Origin of the sequence: [Actinomadura] parvosata subsp. kistnae (assembly GCF_900323885.1) — a bacterium.
GTDB lineage: Bacteria > Actinomycetota > Actinomycetes > Streptosporangiales > Streptosporangiaceae > Nonomuraea > Nonomuraea composti.
The window spans coordinates 83757-104466 of record NZ_OOHJ01000036.1 but is presented as its reverse complement, the minus strand read 5'-3'; the positions used below and the strand labels follow the sequence as shown (position 1 = coordinate 104466).

Genomic DNA, 20710 nt, shown 5'->3' with positions numbered 1-20710 from the left:
GCGTGTCCGCGTCCGGGGGCAGGGGTACGAGAGCGGGGGAGGAGCGCCGATGACCATGGAGTACGACCTCGTGCCGGCCGGGCTCGCCCGGGCCGTCGAGGAGCTGCCGCTGGTGGACCACCACGTGCACGGCGCGACGGCGCACGACCTGTCGCGCAGGGCGTTCGAGGAGCTGATCACCGAGTCCGGCCGGCCCGTGCCCGGCTGGATGACGCAGTTCGACTCCCAGCTCGGGCACGCCATCCTCCGCCACTGCGCGCCCGTGCTCGGGCTCGACCCCTTCTGCACGCCCGAGGAGTACCTGGCCAGGCGCGCCAGGCTCGGCGCCGCCGAGGTCAACCGGCTGCTGCTCGGGGCCGCCGGGCTCGGGCACCTGCTCGTCGAGACCGGCTACCGGGCCGAGGAACTGCTCGGCCCTTCCGGGATGGCCGAGGCATGCGGGGCGCCCGCCGACGAGGTGGTGCGGCTGGAGAGCGTGGCCGAGCAGGTGGCCGCCGGATGCGCGGCCGACGCGTTCGCCGGGCGGTTCGCCGACGCGCTGGAGGAGCGGACGCGTACGGCGCGCGGACTCAAGAGCGTGGCCGCCTACCGGTGCGGGCTCGACTTCGACCCCGCGCCCCCCTCGCCCGCCGAGGTCGCCGACGCGGCCGGGCGGTGGTTCGCCGCCGGGGGCGGGCGGCTGAGCGACCCCGTGCTCGTGCGGCACCTCATCTGGACGGGCCTGGAGCGCGGGCTGCCGCTGCAGCTCCACATCGGGTACGGCGACACGGACGTGGACCTGCGGCGGGCCGACCCGCTGCTGCTGCGCGGGCTGATCGAGCTGGCCGAGCCGACCGGGGTGCCCCTCATGCTGCTGCACTGCTATCCGTACCAGCGGCATGCGGGCTTCCTGGCGCAGGCGTACCCGAACGTGTTCTTCGACGTGGGGCTCGGCGTCAACCACACCGGGGCGCGCAGCGTGGCGCTGGTGGCCGAGAGCCTTGAGGTGGCGCCGTTCGCGAAGCTGCTCTACTCCTCCGACGCGTTCGGGCCGGCCGAGCTGCACCACCTGGGGGCGGTGCTCTGGCGGCGGGCGATGGCGCGGGTGCTGGGCGGGTTCGTGGCCGACGGCGAGTGGTCCACGGGGCAGGCGGTGCGGGTGGCGACCATGGTGGGAGTCGAGAACGCCCGGCGGGTTTACGGGTTGGGGTGAAAAGGGGATTCCGGGCTTGAGTGGCGGTGACGGGGGCACACATAACAGTTTGAGCCTGGTCTGAGCGCGGGCCCGATCGGTTCGGGCGGGCTCGGCACGGCTCCGCCGGGGGAAGCTACGGACGTTTGGGGAGGTCATGACGGGGACGAGCATCGACGGTCGGATGACGGGCGTGCAGGGGGCACCGGGGGCGGAGCTGCGCGCGGCGCTGCGGGCGGCCCTGCGGCGGGAGCTGCCGGCGGCGGTGGCGTTGCGGCGGGAGCTGCACGCCGCGCCCAACGTGTCCGGAGAGGAAGGGCCGACGCTGCGGCGGGTGCTCGCCGCCCTGCCCGCCGACCTGCCCGCCGACCTGCCTGGCAGCGCGGTCGAGCACGTGGCCACCACGGGCGCGGTGCTGCGGGTCGGCGGGCCGGGGCCGGCGGTGGGGGTGCGGGGCGAGCTGGACGCGCTGCCGATCGTGGAGCGCACCGGCGTGCCGTGGGCGGCCGTCAACGGCGCCATGCACGCCTGCGGCCACGACGTGCACCTGGCCGCCGTGGTGGCACTCACCCGCGCCATCGCCTCCCAAGGGAACGCGGAAGGGCTCGTGCCGCTGCTCGCCGTGTTGCAGCCGCGCGAGGAGACGTTCCCCTCCGGGGCGCTCGACGTGGTGGCCTCCGGCGTGCTCGGCAGGCACGACGTGCGGGCCATGATCGGCGCCCACGTCCAGCCGGTGCTGCGCGAGGGGACGATCGCCTGCACTCCCGGGCCGGTGAACGCCGCGTCCGACGAGTTCAAGGTGATCGTCAAGGGGAGCGAGGGGCACGCGGCGTACCCGCACCTCACCCGCGACCCCGTCCTCGCCATGGCCCAGGTGATCGTGGCCGCGCAGCAGCTCGTCAGCAGGGCCGCCGACCCGATGGCGCCGACCGTGGTGACCTTCGGCACGGTCAACGCCGGCACCGCGCCCAACGCCATCCCGGGCGAGGCCGTGGCGCGGGGCACGTTGCGGACCATGTCGCAGGAGTGGCGCGAACGGCTCTACCGCCGGTTCACGCAGGTCGCCGAGGACACCGCCAGGGCGTACGGGTGCAACGCGGTGGTCGAGATCTTCCCCGGGGAGCCGGTGCTGGTCAACGACCCTCGGCTGGCGGCGCGGACCGGGGAGCTGCTGCGGGAGCAGGGCTGGGAGGTGAACGACGAGCTGCGCTCGTGCGGGGCCGACGACTTCGCCCGTTACGGGGACGTGGCGGCGTCGCTGATGATGTTCGTGGGCGTGGACACCGAGAGCGGCCTGCACAGCCCGGCCTTCCTGCCCGCCGACTCCGCCGTGGGCGCGGTCGCGGAGGCGCTGCTGGCCGGCTACCTCGCGGCCGTCCCCGGCGTCGTGTCCAGCCGCCCGGCTCCGTGCCGAGCCCCCGCCGGATGACGCGCTCCGGCGCGGCCGGCCCACGCCCGGAGGGCGAGGCACGCGCGGAGGGCGGGGCAGGGTCGGGGGCGTGAAGCGGGGCGCGCGGCGGGGTCAGGCGAGTGAACCGGGGCGGACACCGAACCCATCACTGACGGAACCCACCCGAACCTCTAGGCTCAGCGGCGATGGATCTCGAAACTTTCTCCCCCGGTTCTGGCCGGCTCGAGCCCAGGGCGGCACTCCGCTCCGACGCTGCGGCCCTCGACCTCAACGGCACGTGGCGGTTCCGCCTCTCGCCCGTCGCCGACGTCCCCGACGACTTCATCCACCCCGACTACGACGACGCCGCGTGGGACGACCTGCCCGTCCCGTCGCACTGGGTCCTGCACGGGCACGGCGCCCCCGCCTACACCAACGTCGTCTACCCCATCCCCATCGACCCGCCCCGCGTCCCCGACGAGAACCCGACCGGCGACTACCGTCGCGCCTTCGACCTGCCCGAGGGCTGGACGGGCGGCCGGTTGCGGTTCGAGGGGGTGGACTCGTTCGCGCGGGTCTGGCTGAACGGCCACGAGCTGGGCTTCTCGACCGGCAGCCGGTTGCCCGTCGAGTACGACGCGGGCCCGTACCTGCGCCCCGGCCGCAACGTGCTGGCCGTGCGGGTGCACCAGTGGTCGGCCGCCACGTACCTGGAGGACCAGGACATGTGGTGGCTGCCCGGCATCTTCCGCGACGTGACCCTCACCCGCTCCACCGCCGACGTCTACGTCCGCGCCTCCTACCGGGACGGCCGCGGCACGCTGAGCTACCTCGAAGGGCCGGGCCCGCTCGGCGTCCCCGAGCTGGGCATCGACGGGCTGGAGCCGGGCGCCGAGGTCACGGTGGACGTGGAGCCGTGGACGGCGGAGACGCCGCGCCTGTACGAGGCCGTGGTGCGCGGCCCCGAGGAGACGGTGCGGCTGCGCGTCGGCTTCCGCACGATCTCCATCGAGGACGGCGTGCTCATGGCCAACGGCCGCCCGCTGCTGTTCAAGGGCGTCAACCGGCACGAGTTCCACCCGGAGCGCGGGCGCGCGGTGCCGTACGAGACCATGCGCGAGGACGTGCTGCTGATGAAGCAGCACAACGTCAACGCCGTGCGGACCAGCCACTACCCGCCGCACCCCGGCTTCCTCGATCTGTGCGACGAGCTGGGCCTGTGGGTGATCGACGAGTGCGACCTGGAGACGCACGGCTTCGGCGAGGTCGGCTGGCGCGCCAACCCCACCGACGACCCGCGCTACGCCGACGCGCTGCTCGACCGCATGCGCCGCATGGTCGAGCGGGACAAGAACCACCCGAGCGTCATCATGTGGTCGCTCGGCAACGAGGCGGGCGTCGGCCGCAACCTCGCCGTCATGGCCGACTGGGCCCGCGAGCGCGACCCGTCCAGGCCGCTGCACTACGAGGGCGACCGCTCGTGCGCGCACACGGACGTCTACTCCCGCATGTACGCCTCCCACGCCGAGGTCGAGGCCATCGGCCGGCGCGAGGAGGACCCGCTCGACGACCCCGAGCTCGACGCGCGGCGGCGCGGCATGCCGTTCATGCAGTGCGAGTACGCGCACGCCATGGGCAACGGGCCCGGCGGGCTGGCCGAGTACCAGGAGCTGTTCGAGCGGTATCCGCGGCTGGCGGGCGGGTTCATCTGGGAGTGGATCGACCACGGGCTGGCGCATCCCGCGTACGAGTACGCGTACGGCGGCGACTTCGGCGAGCCCCTGCACGACGGGAACTTCGTCGTCGACGGGCTCGTCTTCCCCGACCGGACGCCGTCGCCCGGGCTGATCGACCTGAAGAAGGTGTTCGAGCCGGTCCGCTTCGAGTTCGGCGACGGGGTGGTGCGGGTCGTCAACCACTACGGCTTCACGGACCTGTCGCACCTGAGGTTCACCGCGACCGTGCAGGTGGAGGGCGAGAGCCTGGCCGAGCTGCCGCTCGACGTGCCCGCGGCGGGCGGCGAGTGCAAGCTGCCCGAGCTGCCGGAAGGCCCGGTGGGTGAGCGCTGGCTGACGGTACGGGCGGTGCTGGCCGAGGACCTGCCGTGGGCGCCCGCCGGGCACGAGGTGGCGTGGGGTCAGGCGCTGCTGGCCCGCACCGAGCCGTGGGAGCACGTGGCGACCGTGGCGTTCAACCCTGTCACGCCCGGCGAGGGCGGCGAGCTGGTCGTCGGCGGGTGCGCGTTCGACGCGGCGACCGGGCGGCTCGTCCGGCTGTTCGGCACGGAGGTGGACGGGCCCCGGCTCGACCTGTGGCGCGCCCCCACCGACAACGACCGGGCCGCCGGCCTGGAGGAGCGGTGGCGCGGGCTCGGCCTGCACCGGCTCACGCACCGGGTGGACGACATCTCCGTCGGCGACGAGCTGGTCGTCCGGACGCGGGTCGCGCCGGCCGCCACCGACCTCGGGATGGTGGCGACGTACCGGTGGACGTTCGACGGCGGGCTGCGGCTGCTCCTCGACATCGAGCCGGAGGGGAACTGGCGCGACCCGATCCCGCGGCTCGGCGTCACGATGTCGCTGCCCGGCCCGGCCGTCGACCAGGTGACGTGGTTCGGCCTCGGGCCGGGGGAGGCCTACCCGGACACCGGCATGGCCGCCCGGATGGGGCGCTGGTCGGCCACGGTGGAGTCGATGCAGACGCCGTACGTGTACCCGCAGGAGAACGGGCACCGCGCCGACGTGCGGTGGGCCGAGCTGGGCGGGTTCCGGGTGTCGGGCGAGCCGGTGTTCGGGCTGACCGTGCGGCGGTGGAGCGCGCTGGAGCTGGCCGCCGCCCGCCACCGGCCCGACCTGGTGGCGGGGGAGCGGGTGTACGTGCACCTGGACCTCGCCCACCAGGGCATCGGCACGGCCACGTGCGGTCCTGGCCCGCTGCCGGCCTACGACCTGATGGCCCGCCGCGCCACCCTCCGGGTCCGCTTCGACCAGCCGTGATCCACAGCGGTGCGGGACCGTGATGAACGGTCCCGCACCACGGGGGCGTCAGGCGTCGGGGACGGTCAGGACCGTGCCCGCGCCGACCGTGAGCCCGCCCTCGCGGATCGCGAAGCCGAGCCCCGGCTCGACGGCGACGGCCTTGCCCAGCTCGACCGTCACCTCGACGGTCTCACCCGGCACGGCGTCGGCGCCCGGCAGGACGACCTCGCCCGGCACGTCAGTGGTCCGCAGGTAGAACTGCGGCCGGTACCCCGACGTGACCGGCCGCCGCCGCCCGCCCTCCTCCGGCGTCAGGAGGTAGACCCGGGCGGTGAAGCGGTCGCGGGCGCGCTGCGTGCCCGGCGCGGCCAGGACCATGCCCCGCCGCACCTGCTCGCGCCGCACCCCGCGCAGCAGCACGGCGGCGTTGTCGCCGGCCTCGCCGCGCTCCATCGTCTTGCCGAACGTCTCCACCCCCGTCACGACGGCGGAGAACCCGTCGCCGAACCCGACCGCCTCGACCGCATCGCCGATCCGCACCGTGCCCCGCTCGATGGCGCCGGTGACGACCGTGCCCCGGCCGGTGACCGTCAGCACGTTCTCGACCGGCATCAGGAACGGCGCGTCCACGTACCGCACCGGCACGGGGATGTGCGTGTCCACCGCGTCGAGCAGCGCCTCGACGGACGCCGTCCAGACCGGGTCGCCCTCCAGCGCCCGCAGCCCGGACACCCGCACCATCGGGACGCCCTGGTAGCCGTGCTCGGCGAGCAGGTCCTGCAGCTCCAGCTCGACCAGGTCGGTCAGCTCGGGGTCGGCGCCGTCGGCCTTGTTGACGGCGACGACCAGGTGCTCGACGCCGACCCGCTTGGCGAGCAGCACGTGCTCCCTGGTCTGCGGCATGATGCCGTCGTGCGCGGACACGACGAGGATCGCGCCGTCGAGCTGCGCCGCCCCCGTGATCATGTTCTTCACGTAGTCGGCGTGCCCCGGCATGTCCACGTGCGCGTAGTGGCGGGTGGCGGTCTCGTACTCGACGTGCGAGATGTTGATCGTGATGCCCCTGGACGCCTCCTCCGGCGTCCGGTCGATCCGCTCGAACGGCGTGTACGTGGCCTGCCCGCGCTGCGCCAGGACCTTGGTGATCGCGGCGGTCAGCGTGGTCTTGCCGTGGTCGACGTGCCCCATCGTGCCGATGTTGAGATGCGGCTTGTTGCGTACGTAGGCCTGCTTGGCCATCGGTTCCCTTTCCCAGAACCTGGATCTTCGGTGACCCGTCAGGGTCGTCGACCTCCCCCCGCCGGGTCACCCGGGATTCACGAGGAGAGGTCAGCGCTCCAGGCCGTCGCACGCGAACGAGCCCGGCAGCGAGGCTGCGGGCGTCGCGAGGCGCGCGTACGGGAACATGAGGAACATGGTGCGGTCATCAGCACCGCACCGCAACGGATTATTCCGTGAGGGGGCTACGGCCTGCCGACGCTCATGTACGTGTAGCCGAGCGCCCGCATCGCCGCCGGATCCAGCAGGTTACGGCCGTCGAAGAGCACCGGCCGCCGCATCGCCGCGCCCGCCCGCGCCCAGTCGACCTCCTTGAGCTGCGGCCACTCGGTGACCAGGATCACCGCGTCGGCCCCCGCCATCGCCTCCTCCGGCGTCGCGTGGCGGGTGGTGGAGACCCACGGCTCGACCTCGCCGGGCCGGGCCATCGGGTCCCAGCAGCGCACCTCGGCGCCCTCGGCCAGCAGCCGCGAGGCCAGCACCGTGCTGGTCGCCTCGCGCATGTCGTCGGTGCCCGGCTTGAACGTCAGCCCGAGCAGCGCCACCCGCATGCCCGCCAGCGTGCCCAGCTCGTCCTTCAGCTTCTGGATCGCCCGCCGCTTCTGCAGGTTGTTGACCTCGATCACGGCCGACAGGAGCTGCAGGTGGTAGCCGGTGTTGCTGGCCAGCTGCCGCAGCGCCTCGGAGTCCTTCGGGAAGCAGGAGCCGCCCCAGCCGATGCCGGGGCGCAGGAAGTGGGGGCCGAGGCGATGGTCGAGGCCGACCGCGCGGGCCACCTCCTCGACGTCGGCGCCGGTCTTCTCGCACAGGGTGGCGATCTCGTTGATGAAGCTGATCTTGGTGGCGAGCAGCGCGTTGGAGGCGAGCTTGACCATCTCGGCCGAGCGCACGTCCATCACCACGACCGGGCCCTCGACGCCGTCGTGCAGGTCGGCGATGAGCTGCGCGGTCGCCTCGTCGCTCGCGCCGATGACGATGCGGTCGGGCCGCATGAAGTCGGTGACCGCACGGCCCTCGGCGGTGAACTCGGGGTTGGCGGCGTAGCCGACGTGCGCCAGGCCCGCCGCGTCGAGCGCGGAACGCACCCGCGCGCCCGTGCCGACCGGCACGGTCGACTTGACCACCACCGCCTTCAGGTGCGTGGCGCCCTCCAGCGACCGCACCACCGCCCAGATGCGCGACAGGTCCGCATCGCCCGAGGCCGAGGGCGGGGTGTCGACGCACACGTACGCGATCTCGGCGCCGCCGAGGGCCTCCTCCAGATCCAGGGTGAAGGTCAGCCGCTCCTTGTTCCTGACGATCATGTCGCCGAGGCCCGGCTCGTAGATCGGCACGTCGCCGGAGCGCAACAGGGCGACCTTCTCAGGATCGATGTCACGGACCACCACCCGGTGCCCCAGCTCGGCGAGGCAGGCACCGGTCACCAGACCGATGTACCCGGCACCGAACACGGCCACCTGCCGTTCCGGCTTGCCAACCATCGTTGACCATCCAATCTCGCGAACGCCGCGTACCTCGGGAAGTGAGGTGCCGAAACCGGCGGAGGATCTTCACACCTTAACGTCCTCACCCACATTGTCCTCGACCCGGTTGGCGGGTGGCACAACGCGGGGGCCGCCGTTCGTCCGGCAGACCGAAGCAGACCCGGTGAGTATGCCCTACGGTGCGGATATGCCAGCGCACCTGCCACCCATGGGTCTGGACGATCTCCACCGTTTCGCCGTGCCCGCCGATCCGGCGCTGCGCCCCGACGGCGGCGCGGTCGCGTACACGCTCACCACCACCGACGTGGCGGCCGACGAGAACCGGACCGAGATCTGGCTGGCCGCGCCCGGGCCGAGCCGCGCCGGCTGGCGCAGGGCAGCGCTCCCCGCTGGTCCCCCGACGGGCGCACGCTGGCGTTCCTGCGGCCCGTGGACGGGCGGCCGCAGCTCCACCTGCTGCCCATGGACGGCGGCGAGCCGTACGTGGTGACGGACGCGCCGCTCGGCGCCGGGCCCGCCCGCTGGTCGCCGGACGGCACCCGAATCGCCTACGCCGGCCCCGCCGGGCCCGCGCCCGACCTGGACGCGCCCGTCGTGGTGCGGCGGCTCGACTACAAGGCCGACGGGAGCGGGCTGCTGCGCGGGGTCACCACGCACCTGTTCGTGGTGGACGTCGCCTCGGGGGAGAGCGTCCAGGTCACCGAGGGCGACTTCCACGCGGGCGAGCCGTCGTGGTCGCCGGACGGGACGCGGCTGGCGTTCGTGACCGACCTCGACGCCGACCGCGACCTGCGGCCGGGCGGCGCCGCCTACAGCGTCACGCTTCCCCACCTGGCAGGCGGGGGTGAGCTTGAGCGGCTGAGCGGTCCCGAGCTGCTGGTCGGCGGCGTGTGGTGGCTCGGCGGGCGGCTGGTCGCCGCCGCGCTGAAGGGCGGCCCCGTCGGGCACGTCCGCCTGTACGCGCTCGGCCCCGGCGGCGCCGCCGAGATCGAGATCGGCCTCGACCGCAACGTGATGACCGGCCACCCCGGCTACCCGGGCGCCTCCCCGGCGCTGCTCGGCGACGACCTCGTGTTCTGCGCCCGCGACGGCGGCCACACCCACCTGTACCGCATCAGGGGCGACGAGCTCGCGGCCAAGATCGTGCCGGAGGACGCCGGCGTCGCGGGTGTGAGCACCGCGGCCGGCCGCGTCGCGTACGTGGCCGCGACCCCGCGCAGCGCCGGCGACGTCTACCTGCTGGAGCCCGGCGCGACGACCGCGCGGCGGCTCACCGACCACGCGCCCGCCGGGGTGGACCTGTACGTGCCGGAACGCCGCACGTTCACCGCCCCCGACGGCACCGAGATCGAGGGCTTCGTCTGGCGCGACGCGAACGCCACCACCCCCGGCCCGCTCCTGCTCGACGTGCACGGCGGCCCCCACAACGCCTGGGCTCCCGTGCTCGACGCCTTCCGCGTCTACCGCCAGGTGCTGGCCGCCCGCGGCTGGACCGTGCTGGCGATCAACCCGCGCGGCAGCGACGGCTACGGCGAGGCGTTCTACACCGCCGCCGTCGGCGCGTGGGGGCTCGCCGACACGCAGGACTTCCTCGCCGCCGTGGATGCCCTGGTCGCCGAGGGCGTCGCCGACCCCCACCGGCTGGCGGTCACCGGCTACAGCTACGGCGGCTACATGACGTGCTGGCTGACCGGCGTGACCGGCAGGTTCAAGGCGGCCGTGGCCGGCGGCGCCGTCACCGATCTCACCAGCATGAGCGGCACGTCCGACATGGGGCTCGCGCTCAAGGCGTACGAGTGCCCCGGCGACCTGGCCGCCCAGTCGCCGCTCACCCACGTGGGCGAGGTCACCGCGCCCACCCTCCTCCTGCACGGCGAGAGCGACGACCGCTGCCCCGTCGGCCAGTCGGAGCAGTGGTTCGCCGCGCTGCGGGAGCGGCGGGTGCCCGTCGAGCTCGTGCGCTACCCGGGGGCCGGCCATCTGTTCCAGGGCGGCGGCCGGCCCTCACACCGCTACGACTACAACGAAAGGATGATCGCGTGGCTGGAGCAATGGGCCGGCGGCTCGCGGAGCTGATCGCCGAGTACGAGGTGCCCGGCGCGGCGCTGGCGTACCTGCACGAAGGGGAACTGCACGAGGCCGCCGCCGGCACGCTGAACGTCGCCACCGGCGTCGAGGCGACCACCGACAGCCTCTTCCAGATCGGCTCGGTCACCAAGGTGTGGACCGCCACCCTGCTCATGCGCGAGATCGAGCGGGGCCGGCTCACCCTCGACACCCCGGTCGCCGAGGTGCTGCCGGGCTTCCAGGTGGCCGACCCCGAGGTGAGCAAGACCGTCACCATCCGCCACCTGCTCACGCACACCAGCGGCATCGACGGCGACCTGTTCCTCGACACCGGGCGCGGCGACGACTGCGTGGCCCAGTACGTCGAGGCGTGCGCCGACCTGGCCCAGAACCACCCGCTCGGCGTCACCCACTCCTACTGCAACTCCGGGTTCGTCATCGCGGGCCGCGTCGCGGAGAAGCTGGCGGGCAAGCGCTGGGACGACCTGATCCGCGAGGAGATCGCCGAGCCGCTCGGCCTCACCCACACCTGGACCCTGCCCGAGGACGTGCTGCGCTTCCGCGCCGCGATGGGCCACGTGGAGGGCGCGCCCGCCCCGCAGTGGGGGCTCATGCGCGGCATGGGGCCCGCCGGGCTCATCTGCGCCGGCCCCGCCGACGTGGTGGCCTTCGGGCGGGCCCACCTGGAGGGCGGCCTGCTCGACGACCCCCGCGTGATGTGGGAGCCGCAGGTGGACGTCCCCAACCCGGACGGCCTCGGCCGCCAGTGGGGCCTCGGCTGGATCGTGGACGAATGGGACGGCAAGCGCGTCATCTCCCACGCCGGCAACACCATCGGCCAGCACGCCATCCTCTGGGTCGTGCCCGAGACCGGCACCGTCGTCTGCGCCGCCGCCAACGGCGGCCACGCCAACGCCTTCACGCGGGCGCTCGGCGCCGAGCTGTTCGCCGAGCTCGACGGCCTCACCGTGCCGCCCGCGCCGGTCCCGCCCGCGACACCTGCCGAGGTGGACCTCGCCCGCCACGCGGGCCGCTACGAGCGGGCCGGCGCCCTGATCACGGTGTCCGTCAGGGACGGCGAGCCGTGGCTGCGGTACGAGGCCACCGGGGCGCTGGCCGCCCTGCAGCCGCCCGAGGAGAGCCCGATGGTCCCCGTGGACCAGAACACGTTCCTGTTCAAGCTCGGCGGCTCGCCCGACTGGATGTCCGCCGTCTTCTACGAGCTGCCCGACGGCTCCCCGTACGTGCACATGGGCGCCCGCGCCACCCCCAAGGCCGGCTGACCGCCCGCCACCCCTGAAGTTGTCCCGTCCGGGCGGGGCGCGGCGTGGACTATCTTGATGCCATGAGGGACCGCCCACGCGCCAGTCTCGGGCGGATCATCCACGACCTCGGCACCACCGTCCTCGACGTGGCCGCCTCGCCCGGCGGCCTCGACGCCGAGGTGACCGGCGTGCACATCTACGACCCGCTCGACGAGCTGATCGTGCCCGCGGGCGCGATCCTGCTCGCCGTCGGCGTCCAAGGCGCCGCCGACATCTGCGGGCTGCTCGCCCGCGCCCCGCACGCGGCGGGCGTCGTGGTGAAGCTGCCGGTCGACGTGGACGAGCGGGTACGCGCCGCCGTGCGGGAGACCGGCGTCGCCGTGCTCGGCCTGACCAGGGCCGCCTCCTGGGCGCAGGTGGCGGCGCTGCTGCGCTCGCTGCTGGCCGAGGGGGAGCTGGCCGAGCCGGGCGAGGGCGCGCACGGCGACCTGTTCTCCCTGGCCAACGCCGTGTGCGCGCTGCTCGACGCGCCCGTCACGATCGAAGACCGCTCCTCCCGCGTCCTCGCCTACTCGGGGCGGCAGGACGAAGCCGACCGGGGCCGCGTCGAGACCGTGCTCGGCCGCCAGGTGCCCGAACGCTACCTGCGCCTGCTCGACGAGCAGGGCGTCTTCAGGCGGCTCTACCAGAGCCAGGAGCCGATCCACATCGAGCTCGACGACGGCAGCCCGATCAACCGGGAGGCCGTCGCGGTGCGGGCGGGCGACGAGATCCTCGGCTCGATCTGGGTGGCCGTGCGCGACCCGCTCAACGCGCAGCGGCGGCGGGCGCTGTCCGACGCCGCCAAGATCGTGGCGCTGCGGCTGCTGCACGAGCGGGCCGGCGCCGACACCCAGCGCCGGCTGCGCGCCGACCTGCTGTCCACGGTGCTGGCCGGCGGCGCGGACGCGGCGGAGGCGGCCGGCCGGCTCGGCATCGCCACCACCCGCCTCTGCGTCCTGGCCGCCCAGCTCACCACCCCACCCTCCGCCACCGCCTCCGCCACCGCCCTTACCGGCACCCCCGCCACCGCCACCGCCTCCGCCTCCGCCTCCGCCACCCCGAGCGCGCCCCGCAGCCGCGGCGGGGGCGCCGGCAGAAGGGCGGGCGGAGGCGCCGGTGAGGGCGTGCCCCGGGGCGCGGGCGGAGGTGGCGTCCGGGGGCCGGCGGCCAGGTGGCCGAGCAGGTGGCCGAGCAGGGGGCCGAGCAGGGGGCCGATCACGCGGCCGAGAGCGCGCGGGCCGAAAGCGACCGGCAGCGCTTCTGTGACGCGCTGGCGTTGCACGTCGCCGCGATCCACCCCAAGGCCGCCGCCGCGCTCGTCGGCTCGGTCGCGTACGCGGTGCTGCCCATGACCCCAGGCGGCGACGAGGAGGCCAGAGCCGTGCGGGTGGCCGAGAGCTTCCTGGCCAGGGTCGGCCCCCGGCACGCCGCCAACATCGGCGTCGGCCGCCTGGCGATGAGCCTCGCCCAGGTCGCCCGGTCGCGGGCCGACGCCGACCGGGCGCTGCGCGTGCTGCGCACCCGGGGCGTGGCGGGCCGGGCCGCCGGATACTCGGAGGTGCACTTCGAGTCGCTGCTGCTCCAGGTCGCCGACGTGGCCGCCGCCGAGGAGCAGGCGCCGACCGGCCCCTACCGGAGGCTGCTCGACCACGACGCCGAGCACGGCACCGAGCTGGCCGCGACGCTGGAGGCGTATCTCGACGCGTTCGGCGACGTGAGCGTGGCCGCGGCCCGCGTGCACGTGCACCCCAACACCTTCCGCTACCGGCTCAAGCGCCTGGCCGAGATCGGCGGCCTCGACCTCGACGACCCCGACGCCCGCCTCACCGTGCAGCTCCAGCTCCGGATCTTCGGCCGCCGGCACTAGCCCGCCCGGCTTTTTCGTGACCGGGCACGAAGAACGGGCCCCGCCGAGCGGCAAGGGTGGTGCTCTCCCCCCACGCTGCCTGGAGAGCCACATGAGAACACCACGCGCGGCGGCCCTGACCGCGCTCGCCCTGCTCGCCGCCGCCTGCGGAGGAACGGGAGGAGGGGGCGCCGCGCCGACCGGGGGCGGCACGTTCACGTACGCGCTCCCGTCCGACCCCGGCGTCCTCGACCCGGCGACGGGCGTGCTGGGCGTCACCATCACGACGCTCTCGCTCGCCTACGACACCCTGACGGGCGTCACGGCCGACGGCAAAGTGGTGCCGGGCCTGGCGGAGAAGTGGGCGGTGGAGCCGGACAGGGTCACCTTCACCCTGCGCAAGGACGCCACCTGCTCCGACGGCGCCCGCGTCACACCCTCCGACGTGGCCGCGAGCGTCAACCACATCGCCGACCCGGCCACCAAGTCGCCCATCTACGGCGTGCTGATGCCGACCGGCATGAAGGCCACGGCCGACGACGCGGCCGGGACGGTGACGCTGTCGATGCCGAAGCCGTTCAGCTTCATCCTGGAGAGCACCCGGCTGATCTTCGTGGTGTGCGGCAAGGGGCTGAAGGACCGCTCGCTGCTGGCCCGCGGCACCTCCGGCAGCGGCCCCTACAAGCTCACGGAGGCCGTGCCGGGCGACCACTACACGTTCAAGGTGCGCCGCGAGTACGCCTGGGGCCGGCCCGGCTCCACCATCAAGGACGCGCCGGAGACCGTGGTGCTGAAGGTCGTACCGAACGAGCAGACCGCCGCGAACCTGCTCATCTCCGGCACCATCAACGGCGCCACCCTCTACGGCCCCGACCGTGCCCGCCTGGAGGCCACGCCCGGCATCGGGAAGAAGGCCGTCTCGGAGGCCAACGGCGAGTTCTTCTACCACCAGGGCGAGGACCGCCCCACCGCCGACCCGGCCGTCCGCAAGGCCCTCACCCAGGCTGTCGACCTGAAGGAGCTGGCCGGCATCGCCTCCGGCGGCACCGGCAAGACGCCCACGGGCCTCGTCCTGCCGCCACGGCCCTGCCAGGGCGACACCGTCACCGGGCACGTGCCCGCCCACGACCCGGCGGCCGCCGCCGCGGCGCTCGACGCGGCCGGCTGGCGGGCGGGCCCCGACGGCGTGCGCGTCAAGGACGGCGAGCGGCTGACCCTGCGCTACCTGTACGCGACCACGCGCGGCGCCGGCACGCAGGCCGCCGCCGAGTACCTGGCCGCCGCCTGGCGCAAGGCCGGGGCCGAGGTGAAGCTGAACGGCGTCATCGACACCAAGCTGTCGGAGTCCCTGAACGCCACCCAGGACTGGGACGTCGTCTGGCTGCCCATCGGCGTCCCGCTGCCCAGCCAGCTCGTCGGCTTCCTGTCCGGCCCGGCCGCCCCCAAGGGCGCCAACTTCGCGCACCTGTCCAACGACCGGTACGAGAAGCTCGTCGCCGAGGCGAGCCTGAAACCGGCCGCCGAGGGCTGCGCGCAGTGGCTGGAGGCCGAGTCGGCGTTGTTCGAGAGCGCGGACCTGGTGCCGGTGACGGAGACGACCGTGCTGCAGGCGGCCAAGGGCGCCACGTACGAGCAGGTCGGCGGGCTGTTCGTGGCCACGTCGATCCGGCTCGGGCAGGGCGGCTGAGTGGGCGCCCGCGCCGGGGTGCGGCGGGTCGTGCGGTTCCTGGTGTCGCTGGTGGTGCTGATGGTGGCGTCGTTCGCGATGGTGCATCTCATTCCCGGCGATCCGGTACGTACCTCGCTGGGGCCCGCCGCGCCCGTGGAGCTGGTGGCGGCGCGGCGGGCGGCGCTCGGGCTCGACCGGCCGCTGCCGGAGCAGCTCTTCACGTACGCCACCCACGTCCTGTCCGGAAATTTTGGGACATCGTTTCTGACGGGGGAGCCCGTCGGCGACGTCATCCTGACCCGCCTGCCCAACACCCTCGCCCTGGCCCTCCTCGCCACCGCCCTCGCCCTGCTCGTGGCCGTCCCCCTCGGCATGTGGACGGCCGTCCGCACCGAGAACGGCCGCAACCGCGGCACCGACCTCGCCTTCAGCGCCGCCACCGGCGCCGCCGTGGCCCTGCCCGAGTTCCTGTACGCCATCGGGCTCGTCGCCGTGCTCGCCATCGGGCTCGGCTGGTTCCCGCCCGCCGGCATGGCCGGGCCCGCCACGTACGTGCTGCCCGTCGTCGCGCTCGCCATCGGACCGGCCGCCATGATCGCCCGCATCACGCGCGTGGAGACGCTGCGCGAGCTCGGCAAGGACTACGTGCGGCTGGCCCGCGCCAAACGCCTGCCCGCCGGGCGGCTGCACCTGCGGCACGTCCTGCCCAACACCCTCACCGCCACCCTGACCGTCGGCGGCCTGCTGCTGACCTCGCTCATCGCGGGCGGGGTCCTGGTCGAGTACGTGTTCGCCTGGCCCGGGCTCGGCCTCAAGATCGTCGAGTCGATCACGCAGAAGGACTATCCGGTGGCCCAGGGCGTGATCCTCGTCTACGGGGCGATCGTGCTGGTGGTGAACCTCGCGGTCGATCTGGCACTCGGGGCGCTCGACCCGACGTCCGCGATCAAGGAGGCATGATGACCCCACCCCCCAGCACCGACCCACCTGTGCCGGGCATGTCGCCTGCGCCGGGCACGTCTCCCGTGCCCGGCTCACCGCTCGCGGGCGTGCCCGATGGGCACGGCCCGGTGTCGTCAAGCCCGCCGCAGGGCCGCAAGCCGGAGGCGGGTGGGCGGTCGCGCGTCGGCGGGCCGGTGCGGGGCCGGTGGTTGCGAGGCGGCGGGTCTCCGGACCCGGGGCCATCGCGCGCGGGACGGTTCGGGTGGGTCAGGCGGCTCGGCGCGTCCGGGGTGGGCGGGGTGGTGATCGTGGCCGGGATGGTGGTGCTGGCCGTAGTGGGGCCGCTGGTCTGGGGGGAGGCGGCGGGTCGGATCGATGCCGCCGCCATCCTCCAGGGCGCGAGCCCCGAGCATCCCCTGGGCACCGACAACCTGGGGCGCGACCTGCTGGCCAGGGTGCTGGTGGCGGGGCGTTACTCGTTGCTGCTGGCCCTGGCCGCCACGCTCGTCGGCGCCGTGGCGGGCGTCGTGCTGGGGACGTTGCCGTCGGTGCTGCCCAGGCGGGCCGCCCGGCTGGTCACGGCCACGGTCAACGCGCTGGTGGCGTTCCCGGGGCTGCTGCTGGCGATGTTCACGGCGGTCGTGACCGGGCTGGGCGCGCGTGGCGCGGTGCTCGGGATCGGGGCGGCCATCGCGCCCGGTTTCGCCCGGCTCACCCAGACGCTGGCCGCCCGGGTCGCGGGGGCGGACTACGTGGCGGCGGCCCGCATGCTGGGCGTGCCCCGCCGCCGCATCCTGACCAGGCACGTGCTGCCGAACATCGCCGAGCCGCTCATACTCAACCTCGCCCAGGCGTTCGGCGGCGCGCTGCTCGGCCTGGCGGGCATGTCGTTCCTGGGGCTGGGCGTGCAGCCGCCGCAGTACGACTGGGGGCGGCTGCTGTTCGACGGGTTCCCGCGCATCTACGTCACGCCGGAGGTGGCGCTCGGCCCGGCCGCCGCGATCGCGCTGGCCGGGATCGGCTTCAACCTGCTGGGCGACGCCCTGGCCAGGGCCGCCGCCCGCACGTCCGCGACCGGTGCGCCGGCCCCGGCCCCGGCCGCCGCGCCGCCCGGCGAGCCGGACCCCGGCGCGGTGCTGGAGGTGCGGGACCTGACGGTCGCCTTCCCCGGCGGCCTCACTCCCGTACGGGAGGTGTCCCTGAGCGTGGCGCCCGGCGAGATCGTCGGCCTGGTGGGCGAGTCGGGCAGCGGCAAGAGCCTGACCGCCGCCGCGATAGGCGGGCTGGTGCCGTACCCGGGGACGGTCACGTACGGGGCGCTGCGGCTCGGCGGCCGGGACGTGGCCACGCTGTCGGACCGGGAGCTGGGCACCGCGCTCGCCATGGTGTTCCAGGACCCGCTGGCCGCGCTCAACCCGGCGCTCAAGGTGGGCGGGCAGCTCGCCGAGGTGGCCGTCGTGCACGAGGGCGCGAGCCGCGCCGAGGCCCGCCGCCGCGCCGTGGACCGCCTCGGCCACGTCCACCTGCCCGAGCCGGAGCGGCTGGCCGGGCGGCACCCGCACGAGCTGTCGGGCGGCATGCGGCAGCGCGCCGTCATCGCCATGGGCCTCATGGGCACGCCGCGCCTGATCGTCGCCGACGAGCCCACGACCGCGCTGGACGTGACCGTGCAGCGGCAGATCCTGCGGCTGCTGCGCGAGGTGGTGGACGAGACGGGCGCGGCGACCCTGTTCATCTCCCACGACATCGCCGTGGTGGGGGAGCTGTGCGACCGGGTCGTGGTCATGTACGCGGGGCGCGTCGTGGAGGAGCTGCCCGCGGGCCGGCTGGCGGGCGGGGCCGCGCACCCGTACACGAAGGCGCTCATCGCCTCGCTGCCCGACCTGGACACCGACCGCGAGCGGCCGCTGGCCGGCATCCCCGGCGCGCAGCCGGGCCCGGCGGACGTCGGCCCGGGCTGCGCGTTCGCCCCGCGCTGCGCCCTGGCCACCGCACGATGCGAGAGCGACCGGCCCGAGCTCGCCGCCCGCGGCGCCGGGCAGCGGGTCGCCTGCTGGGAGGCGTAATGATCATCAGAAACCTGAGCGTGCGTTACGGCCGCTTCACCGCCGTGGACGACGTCACGCTGGAGATCCCGGACGGCCGGATCGTCGGCCTCGTCGGCGAGTCGGGGTCGGGCAAGTCGTCGCTGGCCAGGGCGGTGTGCGGGCTCGTGCCCCACACGGGCACGGTGGAGGGCGCGCGCCGCACGCAGATGGTCTTCCAGGACCCGTACGCGTCGCTGAACCCCCGCATGACCGTCGCCCGCACGATCGCCGAAGGCGCCGGGCCGGGGGAGGTCGAGCGGCTGCTCGGGCTGGTCCGGCTGCCCGCCGAGCTGGCCGGCCGCTACCCGCGCGAGCTGTCGGGCGGCCAGCGCCAGCGCGTCGCGATCGCCCGCGCGCTGGGCGGCGACCCCGGCCTGCTCGTGGCCGACGAGATCACCAGCGCGCTGGACGTGTCCGTGCAGGCCGCCGTGCTCAACCTGATCCGGGGGCTGCGCGACGAGCTGGGGCTGACGATGCTGTTCATCTCGCACAACCTGGCCGTCGTCCGGTACGTGGCCGACGTCGTCGCCGTCATGCACCGGGGCCGGCTGGTCGAGGCGGGGCCCGCCGAGCAGGTCGTCGGCGAGCCCGCCCATGAGTACACGCGGGCCCTGCTGGCCGCGGTCCCGAGGCTCAGAGGGTGATCCACTCCGTGGCGGTCGTCACCTCGTCCAGCACGGCCGGGATCGGCTCGACCCCGAGCCCCGGCCCTGCGGGCACCTCCAGGTGGCCATCCACCAGCTCGAACGGCTCGGTCACGTCGGTCGCGAAGTAGCGGCGCGAGCCCGAGGTGTCGCCGGGCAGGGTGAAGCCGGGCAGGGCGGCCAGCGCCACGTTGGCCGCCCGGCCGAGGCCCGTCTCCAGCATGCCGCCGCACCACACGGCGACGCCGTTGGCCCGGCACAGGTCGTGGATGCGCCGCGCCTCCAGGTAGCCGCCGATCCGGCCGGGCTTGATGTTGACGATCGAGCACGAGCCGAGCGCGATCGCGGCGGCGGCGTGCTCGGCCGACTCGATCGACTCGTCGAGGCAGATGGGCGTCCTGATCCGCTGCGCCAGCTTGGCGTGCTGGACCAGGTCGTCGTTGGCGAGCGGCTGCTCGATCAGCAGCAGGTCGAACGCGTCGAGCTTGGCCAGGCGGGGCGCGTCGGTGAGGGAGTAGGCGGCGTTCGCGTCGACCTGGAGCAGCACGTCGTCGCCGAACCGCTCGCGCACGGCCCGGACCGGCTCGACGTCCCAGCCGGGCTCGATCTTCAGCTTGATCCGGACGTACCCCTCGTCGAGGTAGCCCGCGACCGCGTCGAGGAGCTGCGGGACGGAGTCCATGATGCCGACCGACACCCCGCACGGCACGCGCGTCCTGGCCGCGCCGAGGAAGTGGGCGAACGACTCGCCCGACGCCCTGAGCTGCGCGTCGAGCACCGCCGTCTCCAGCGCCGCCTTGGCCATGCGGTGCCCCTTGATGGGCTCCAGGGCGCGGCCCACGTCGTACGCGCCGACGTTCTTCGGCAGCGCGGGCAGCAGGAAGCGGCGGATCACCTCGGCGGCGCCGTCCACGTACTCGGAGGAGTAGAGCGGCTCGGACATGGCCACGCACTCGCCCCAGCCCTCCGCGTCGGGCGTCACGACCCGCACGAGCAGCACGTCGCGGGCCGTCTCCGTGCCGAACGAGGTGCGGAACGGCGCCACCAGCGGCATCGCGATCCGCCGCAGCTCGACTCCAGTGATCTTCACGCTCTCTCCACTACGTAGTACCGCTTCCCGGAGAACCCCGTGACCGCGTGGCCCTCCGCCATCAGACCCCCGAGCACCTCGCGGACGGCGTGCCGCCACGCCTTGCCCGCGCCCGGGTCGGCCCGCCGCAGCCCCTCGACGTCCTCGGGGACCGCCACCAGCACCGTACGGGCACCGGCCACGGACGCCGTCACCGGCCGCCCGCCCTCGTCGGCCAGCGCCACCACCACGTCGTCCGGAACCGGGCGATCGGCCCGCACGGGGGGTGCGGCCAGCGGCCAGGAGGCGAGCAGCCGGTCCGTCTCGTCGCCCTGGTTGATCGCGTCGTCGAGGACCCCGTAGAAGCACGGCAGGTACTCCACCGGCCGGGCGCCCAGCTTGGCCAGGTTGAAGTGCGCGTTGCGGCGCACGAGGGGGTCGTAGGTCCAGGTGATGCGCTCCAGCCCGCGTTCGAGCGCCCAGCGGCGCTGGTGCAGCTTGAGCTCCAGCCCGGCGCCGCGCAGGGTCGCGCCCGTGACGTGCGAGTGCAGCGCGCGGCCGGCCGCCAGGAAACCCACCGAGGCGCCGACCAGCCGCTCGCCGTCGAAGGCGCCGGCGACGTAGCCGCCCGCGTGCGACAGCGCCCGCATCAGCTCGATCGTGATGGGCGGCGCGCCGGGGCCGAACTGCCAGATGTCGTCGAACAGCGCGTCCACGCGTTCGAGCTCCGCCATCTCGTGGAGTTCTCTGACCTCGACCACAGCCTGCCCTTTCCGTC

General features: G+C 74.4%; 16 protein-coding genes and 1 pseudogene. 13 read left to right on the top strand and 4 right to left on the bottom strand.

Annotated elements, in window-relative coordinates:
* The first annotated feature begins 49 nt into the window (after nt 1-49).
* From KIS93_RS62680 to KIS93_RS62670, 3 genes are all read left to right on the top strand, one after another.
* Nucleotides 50-1192, top strand: coding sequence for an amidohydrolase family protein (locus KIS93_RS62680; protein ID WP_080040439.1), 1143 nt, complete (start codon nt 50-52; stop codon nt 1190-1192).
* A gap of 136 nt (nt 1193-1328) precedes the next feature.
* On the top strand, nt 1329-2600 hold the full coding sequence (locus KIS93_RS62675) for a M20 metallopeptidase family protein (RefSeq protein ID WP_222108209.1): 1272 nt from the start codon (nt 1329-1331) through the stop codon (nt 2598-2600).
* Nucleotides 2601-2767: 167 nt separating this feature from the next.
* A complete protein-coding gene (locus KIS93_RS62670) occupies nt 2768-5557 on the top strand; it encodes a glycoside hydrolase family 2 TIM barrel-domain containing protein (RefSeq protein ID WP_080040437.1) in 2790 nt (929 codons plus the stop codon).
* 48 nt (nt 5558-5605) lie between these two features.
* Here KIS93_RS62670 and tuf read toward each other — a convergent pair whose 3' ends face one another.
* Nucleotides 5606-6778, bottom strand: coding sequence for an elongation factor Tu (tuf, locus tag KIS93_RS62665; RefSeq protein ID WP_080040436.1), 1173 nt, complete (start codon nt 6776-6778; stop codon nt 5606-5608).
* Nucleotides 6779-7002: 224 nt separating this feature from the next.
* Nucleotides 7003-8298 carry a UDP-glucose dehydrogenase family protein gene (locus tag KIS93_RS62660; protein WP_080040435.1) on the bottom strand — a complete coding sequence of 432 codons (1296 nt, stop codon included), beginning with the start codon at nt 8296-8298 and terminating at the stop codon, nt 7003-7005.
* Nucleotides 8299-8488: 190 nt separating this feature from the next.
* Here KIS93_RS62660 and KIS93_RS64275 point away from each other — a divergent pair, with 190 nt between their 5' ends.
* The 10 genes and pseudogenes from KIS93_RS64275 to KIS93_RS62630 all read left to right on the top strand — a co-directional run bounded on the left by KIS93_RS64275 (nt 8489) and on the right by KIS93_RS62630 (nt 18863).
* Nucleotides 8489-8791, top strand: a complete 303-nt coding sequence (locus tag KIS93_RS64275) for a hypothetical protein (RefSeq protein WP_222108208.1) — start codon at nt 8489-8491, stop codon at nt 8789-8791.
* The gene (locus tag KIS93_RS64270; protein WP_222108207.1) at nt 8731-10377 is read left to right on the top strand and encodes a S9 family peptidase; all 1647 of its coding nucleotides are present in this window, start codon (nt 8731-8733) and stop codon (nt 10375-10377) included. Before KIS93_RS64275 ends, KIS93_RS64270 begins: the two co-directional genes overlap by 61 nt.
* Nucleotides 10341-11651: a serine hydrolase domain-containing protein gene (locus tag KIS93_RS64265; RefSeq protein WP_230466338.1), complete on the top strand. Its 1311-nt coding sequence runs from the start codon at nt 10341-10343 to the stop codon at nt 11649-11651. Before KIS93_RS64270 ends, KIS93_RS64265 begins: the two co-directional genes overlap by 37 nt.
* Nucleotides 11652-11713: 62 nt before the next feature.
* Nucleotides 11714-13027, top strand: a complete 1314-nt coding sequence (locus KIS93_RS67175; RefSeq protein WP_246005583.1) for a CdaR family protein — start codon at nt 11714-11716, stop codon at nt 13025-13027.
* Nucleotides 12943-13128 (top strand): annotated as a pseudogene (locus KIS93_RS68700) (PucR family transcriptional regulator); the annotation flags it as partial. The gene KIS93_RS67175 and the pseudogene KIS93_RS68700, both read left to right, overlap by 85 nt.
* A gap of 3 nt (nt 13129-13131) precedes the next feature.
* Entirely contained in the window at nt 13132-13542 is a 411-nt protein-coding gene (locus tag KIS93_RS62650) for a PucR family transcriptional regulator (protein ID WP_335673951.1), read from the top strand.
* A gap of 91 nt (nt 13543-13633) precedes the next feature.
* Nucleotides 13634-15208: an ABC transporter substrate-binding protein gene (locus KIS93_RS62645; protein ID WP_155128003.1), complete on the top strand. Its 1575-nt coding sequence runs from the start codon at nt 13634-13636 to the stop codon at nt 15206-15208.
* On the top strand, nt 15209-16150 hold the full coding sequence (locus KIS93_RS62640) for an ABC transporter permease (RefSeq protein ID WP_230466337.1): 942 nt from the start codon (nt 15209-15211) through the stop codon (nt 16148-16150).
* Nucleotides 16147-18198, top strand: coding sequence for a dipeptide/oligopeptide/nickel ABC transporter permease/ATP-binding protein (locus KIS93_RS62635; protein ID WP_246005582.1), 2052 nt, complete (start codon nt 16147-16149; stop codon nt 18196-18198). The genes KIS93_RS62640 and KIS93_RS62635 overlap by 4 nt, the downstream gene beginning before the upstream one ends.
* The gene (locus KIS93_RS62630) at nt 18198-18863 is read left to right on the top strand and encodes an ABC transporter ATP-binding protein (protein WP_080040433.1); all 666 of its coding nucleotides are present in this window, start codon (nt 18198-18200) and stop codon (nt 18861-18863) included. Before KIS93_RS62635 ends, KIS93_RS62630 begins: the two co-directional genes overlap by 1 nt.
* Here the strand turns inward: KIS93_RS62630 and menC are convergent.
* Together menC and KIS93_RS62620 are read right to left on the bottom strand one after the other, a co-directional pair.
* On the bottom strand, nt 18853-19953 hold the full coding sequence (gene menC, locus KIS93_RS62625) for an o-succinylbenzoate synthase (protein WP_186405196.1): 1101 nt from the start codon (nt 19951-19953) through the stop codon (nt 18853-18855). The two genes, KIS93_RS62630 and menC, sit on opposite strands and share 11 nt — an antisense overlap.
* Complete coding sequence (locus KIS93_RS62620; protein ID WP_080040432.1) at nt 19950-20693, bottom strand: GNAT family N-acetyltransferase; 744 nt, start codon at nt 20691-20693, stop codon at nt 19950-19952. The genes menC and KIS93_RS62620 overlap by 4 nt, the downstream gene beginning before the upstream one ends.
* Nucleotides 20694-20710: the final 17 nt, after the last annotated feature.

Bases quoted from the DNA above. Each gene is read 5' to 3' on its own strand.
- KIS93_RS62680 (WP_080040439.1), top strand. From the start codon at position 50: ATGACCATGGAGTACGACCTCGTGCCGGCCGGGCTCGCCCGGGCCGTC.
- KIS93_RS62675 (WP_222108209.1), top strand. From the start codon at position 1,329: ATGACGGGGACGAGCATCGACGGTCGGATGACGGGCGTGCAGGGGGCA.
- KIS93_RS62670 (WP_080040437.1), top strand. From the start codon at position 2,768: ATGGATCTCGAAACTTTCTCCCCCGGTTCTGGCCGGCTCGAGCCCAGG.
- tuf (WP_080040436.1), bottom strand. From the start codon at position 6,778: ATGGCCAAGCAGGCCTACGTACGCAACAAGCCGCATCTCAACATCGGC.
- KIS93_RS62660 (WP_080040435.1), bottom strand. From the start codon at position 8,298: ATGGTTGGCAAGCCGGAACGGCAGGTGGCCGTGTTCGGTGCCGGGTAC.
- KIS93_RS64275 (WP_222108208.1), top strand. From the start codon at position 8,489: ATGCCAGCGCACCTGCCACCCATGGGTCTGGACGATCTCCACCGTTTC.
- KIS93_RS67175 (WP_246005583.1), top strand. From the start codon at position 11,714: ATGAGGGACCGCCCACGCGCCAGTCTCGGGCGGATCATCCACGACCTC.
- KIS93_RS62650 (WP_335673951.1), top strand. From the start codon at position 13,132: ATGAGCCTCGCCCAGGTCGCCCGGTCGCGGGCCGACGCCGACCGGGCG.
- KIS93_RS62645 (WP_155128003.1), top strand. From the start codon at position 13,634: ATGAGAACACCACGCGCGGCGGCCCTGACCGCGCTCGCCCTGCTCGCC.
- KIS93_RS62635 (WP_246005582.1), top strand. From the start codon at position 16,147: ATGATGACCCCACCCCCCAGCACCGACCCACCTGTGCCGGGCATGTCG.
- KIS93_RS62630 (WP_080040433.1), top strand. From the start codon at position 18,198: ATGATCATCAGAAACCTGAGCGTGCGTTACGGCCGCTTCACCGCCGTG.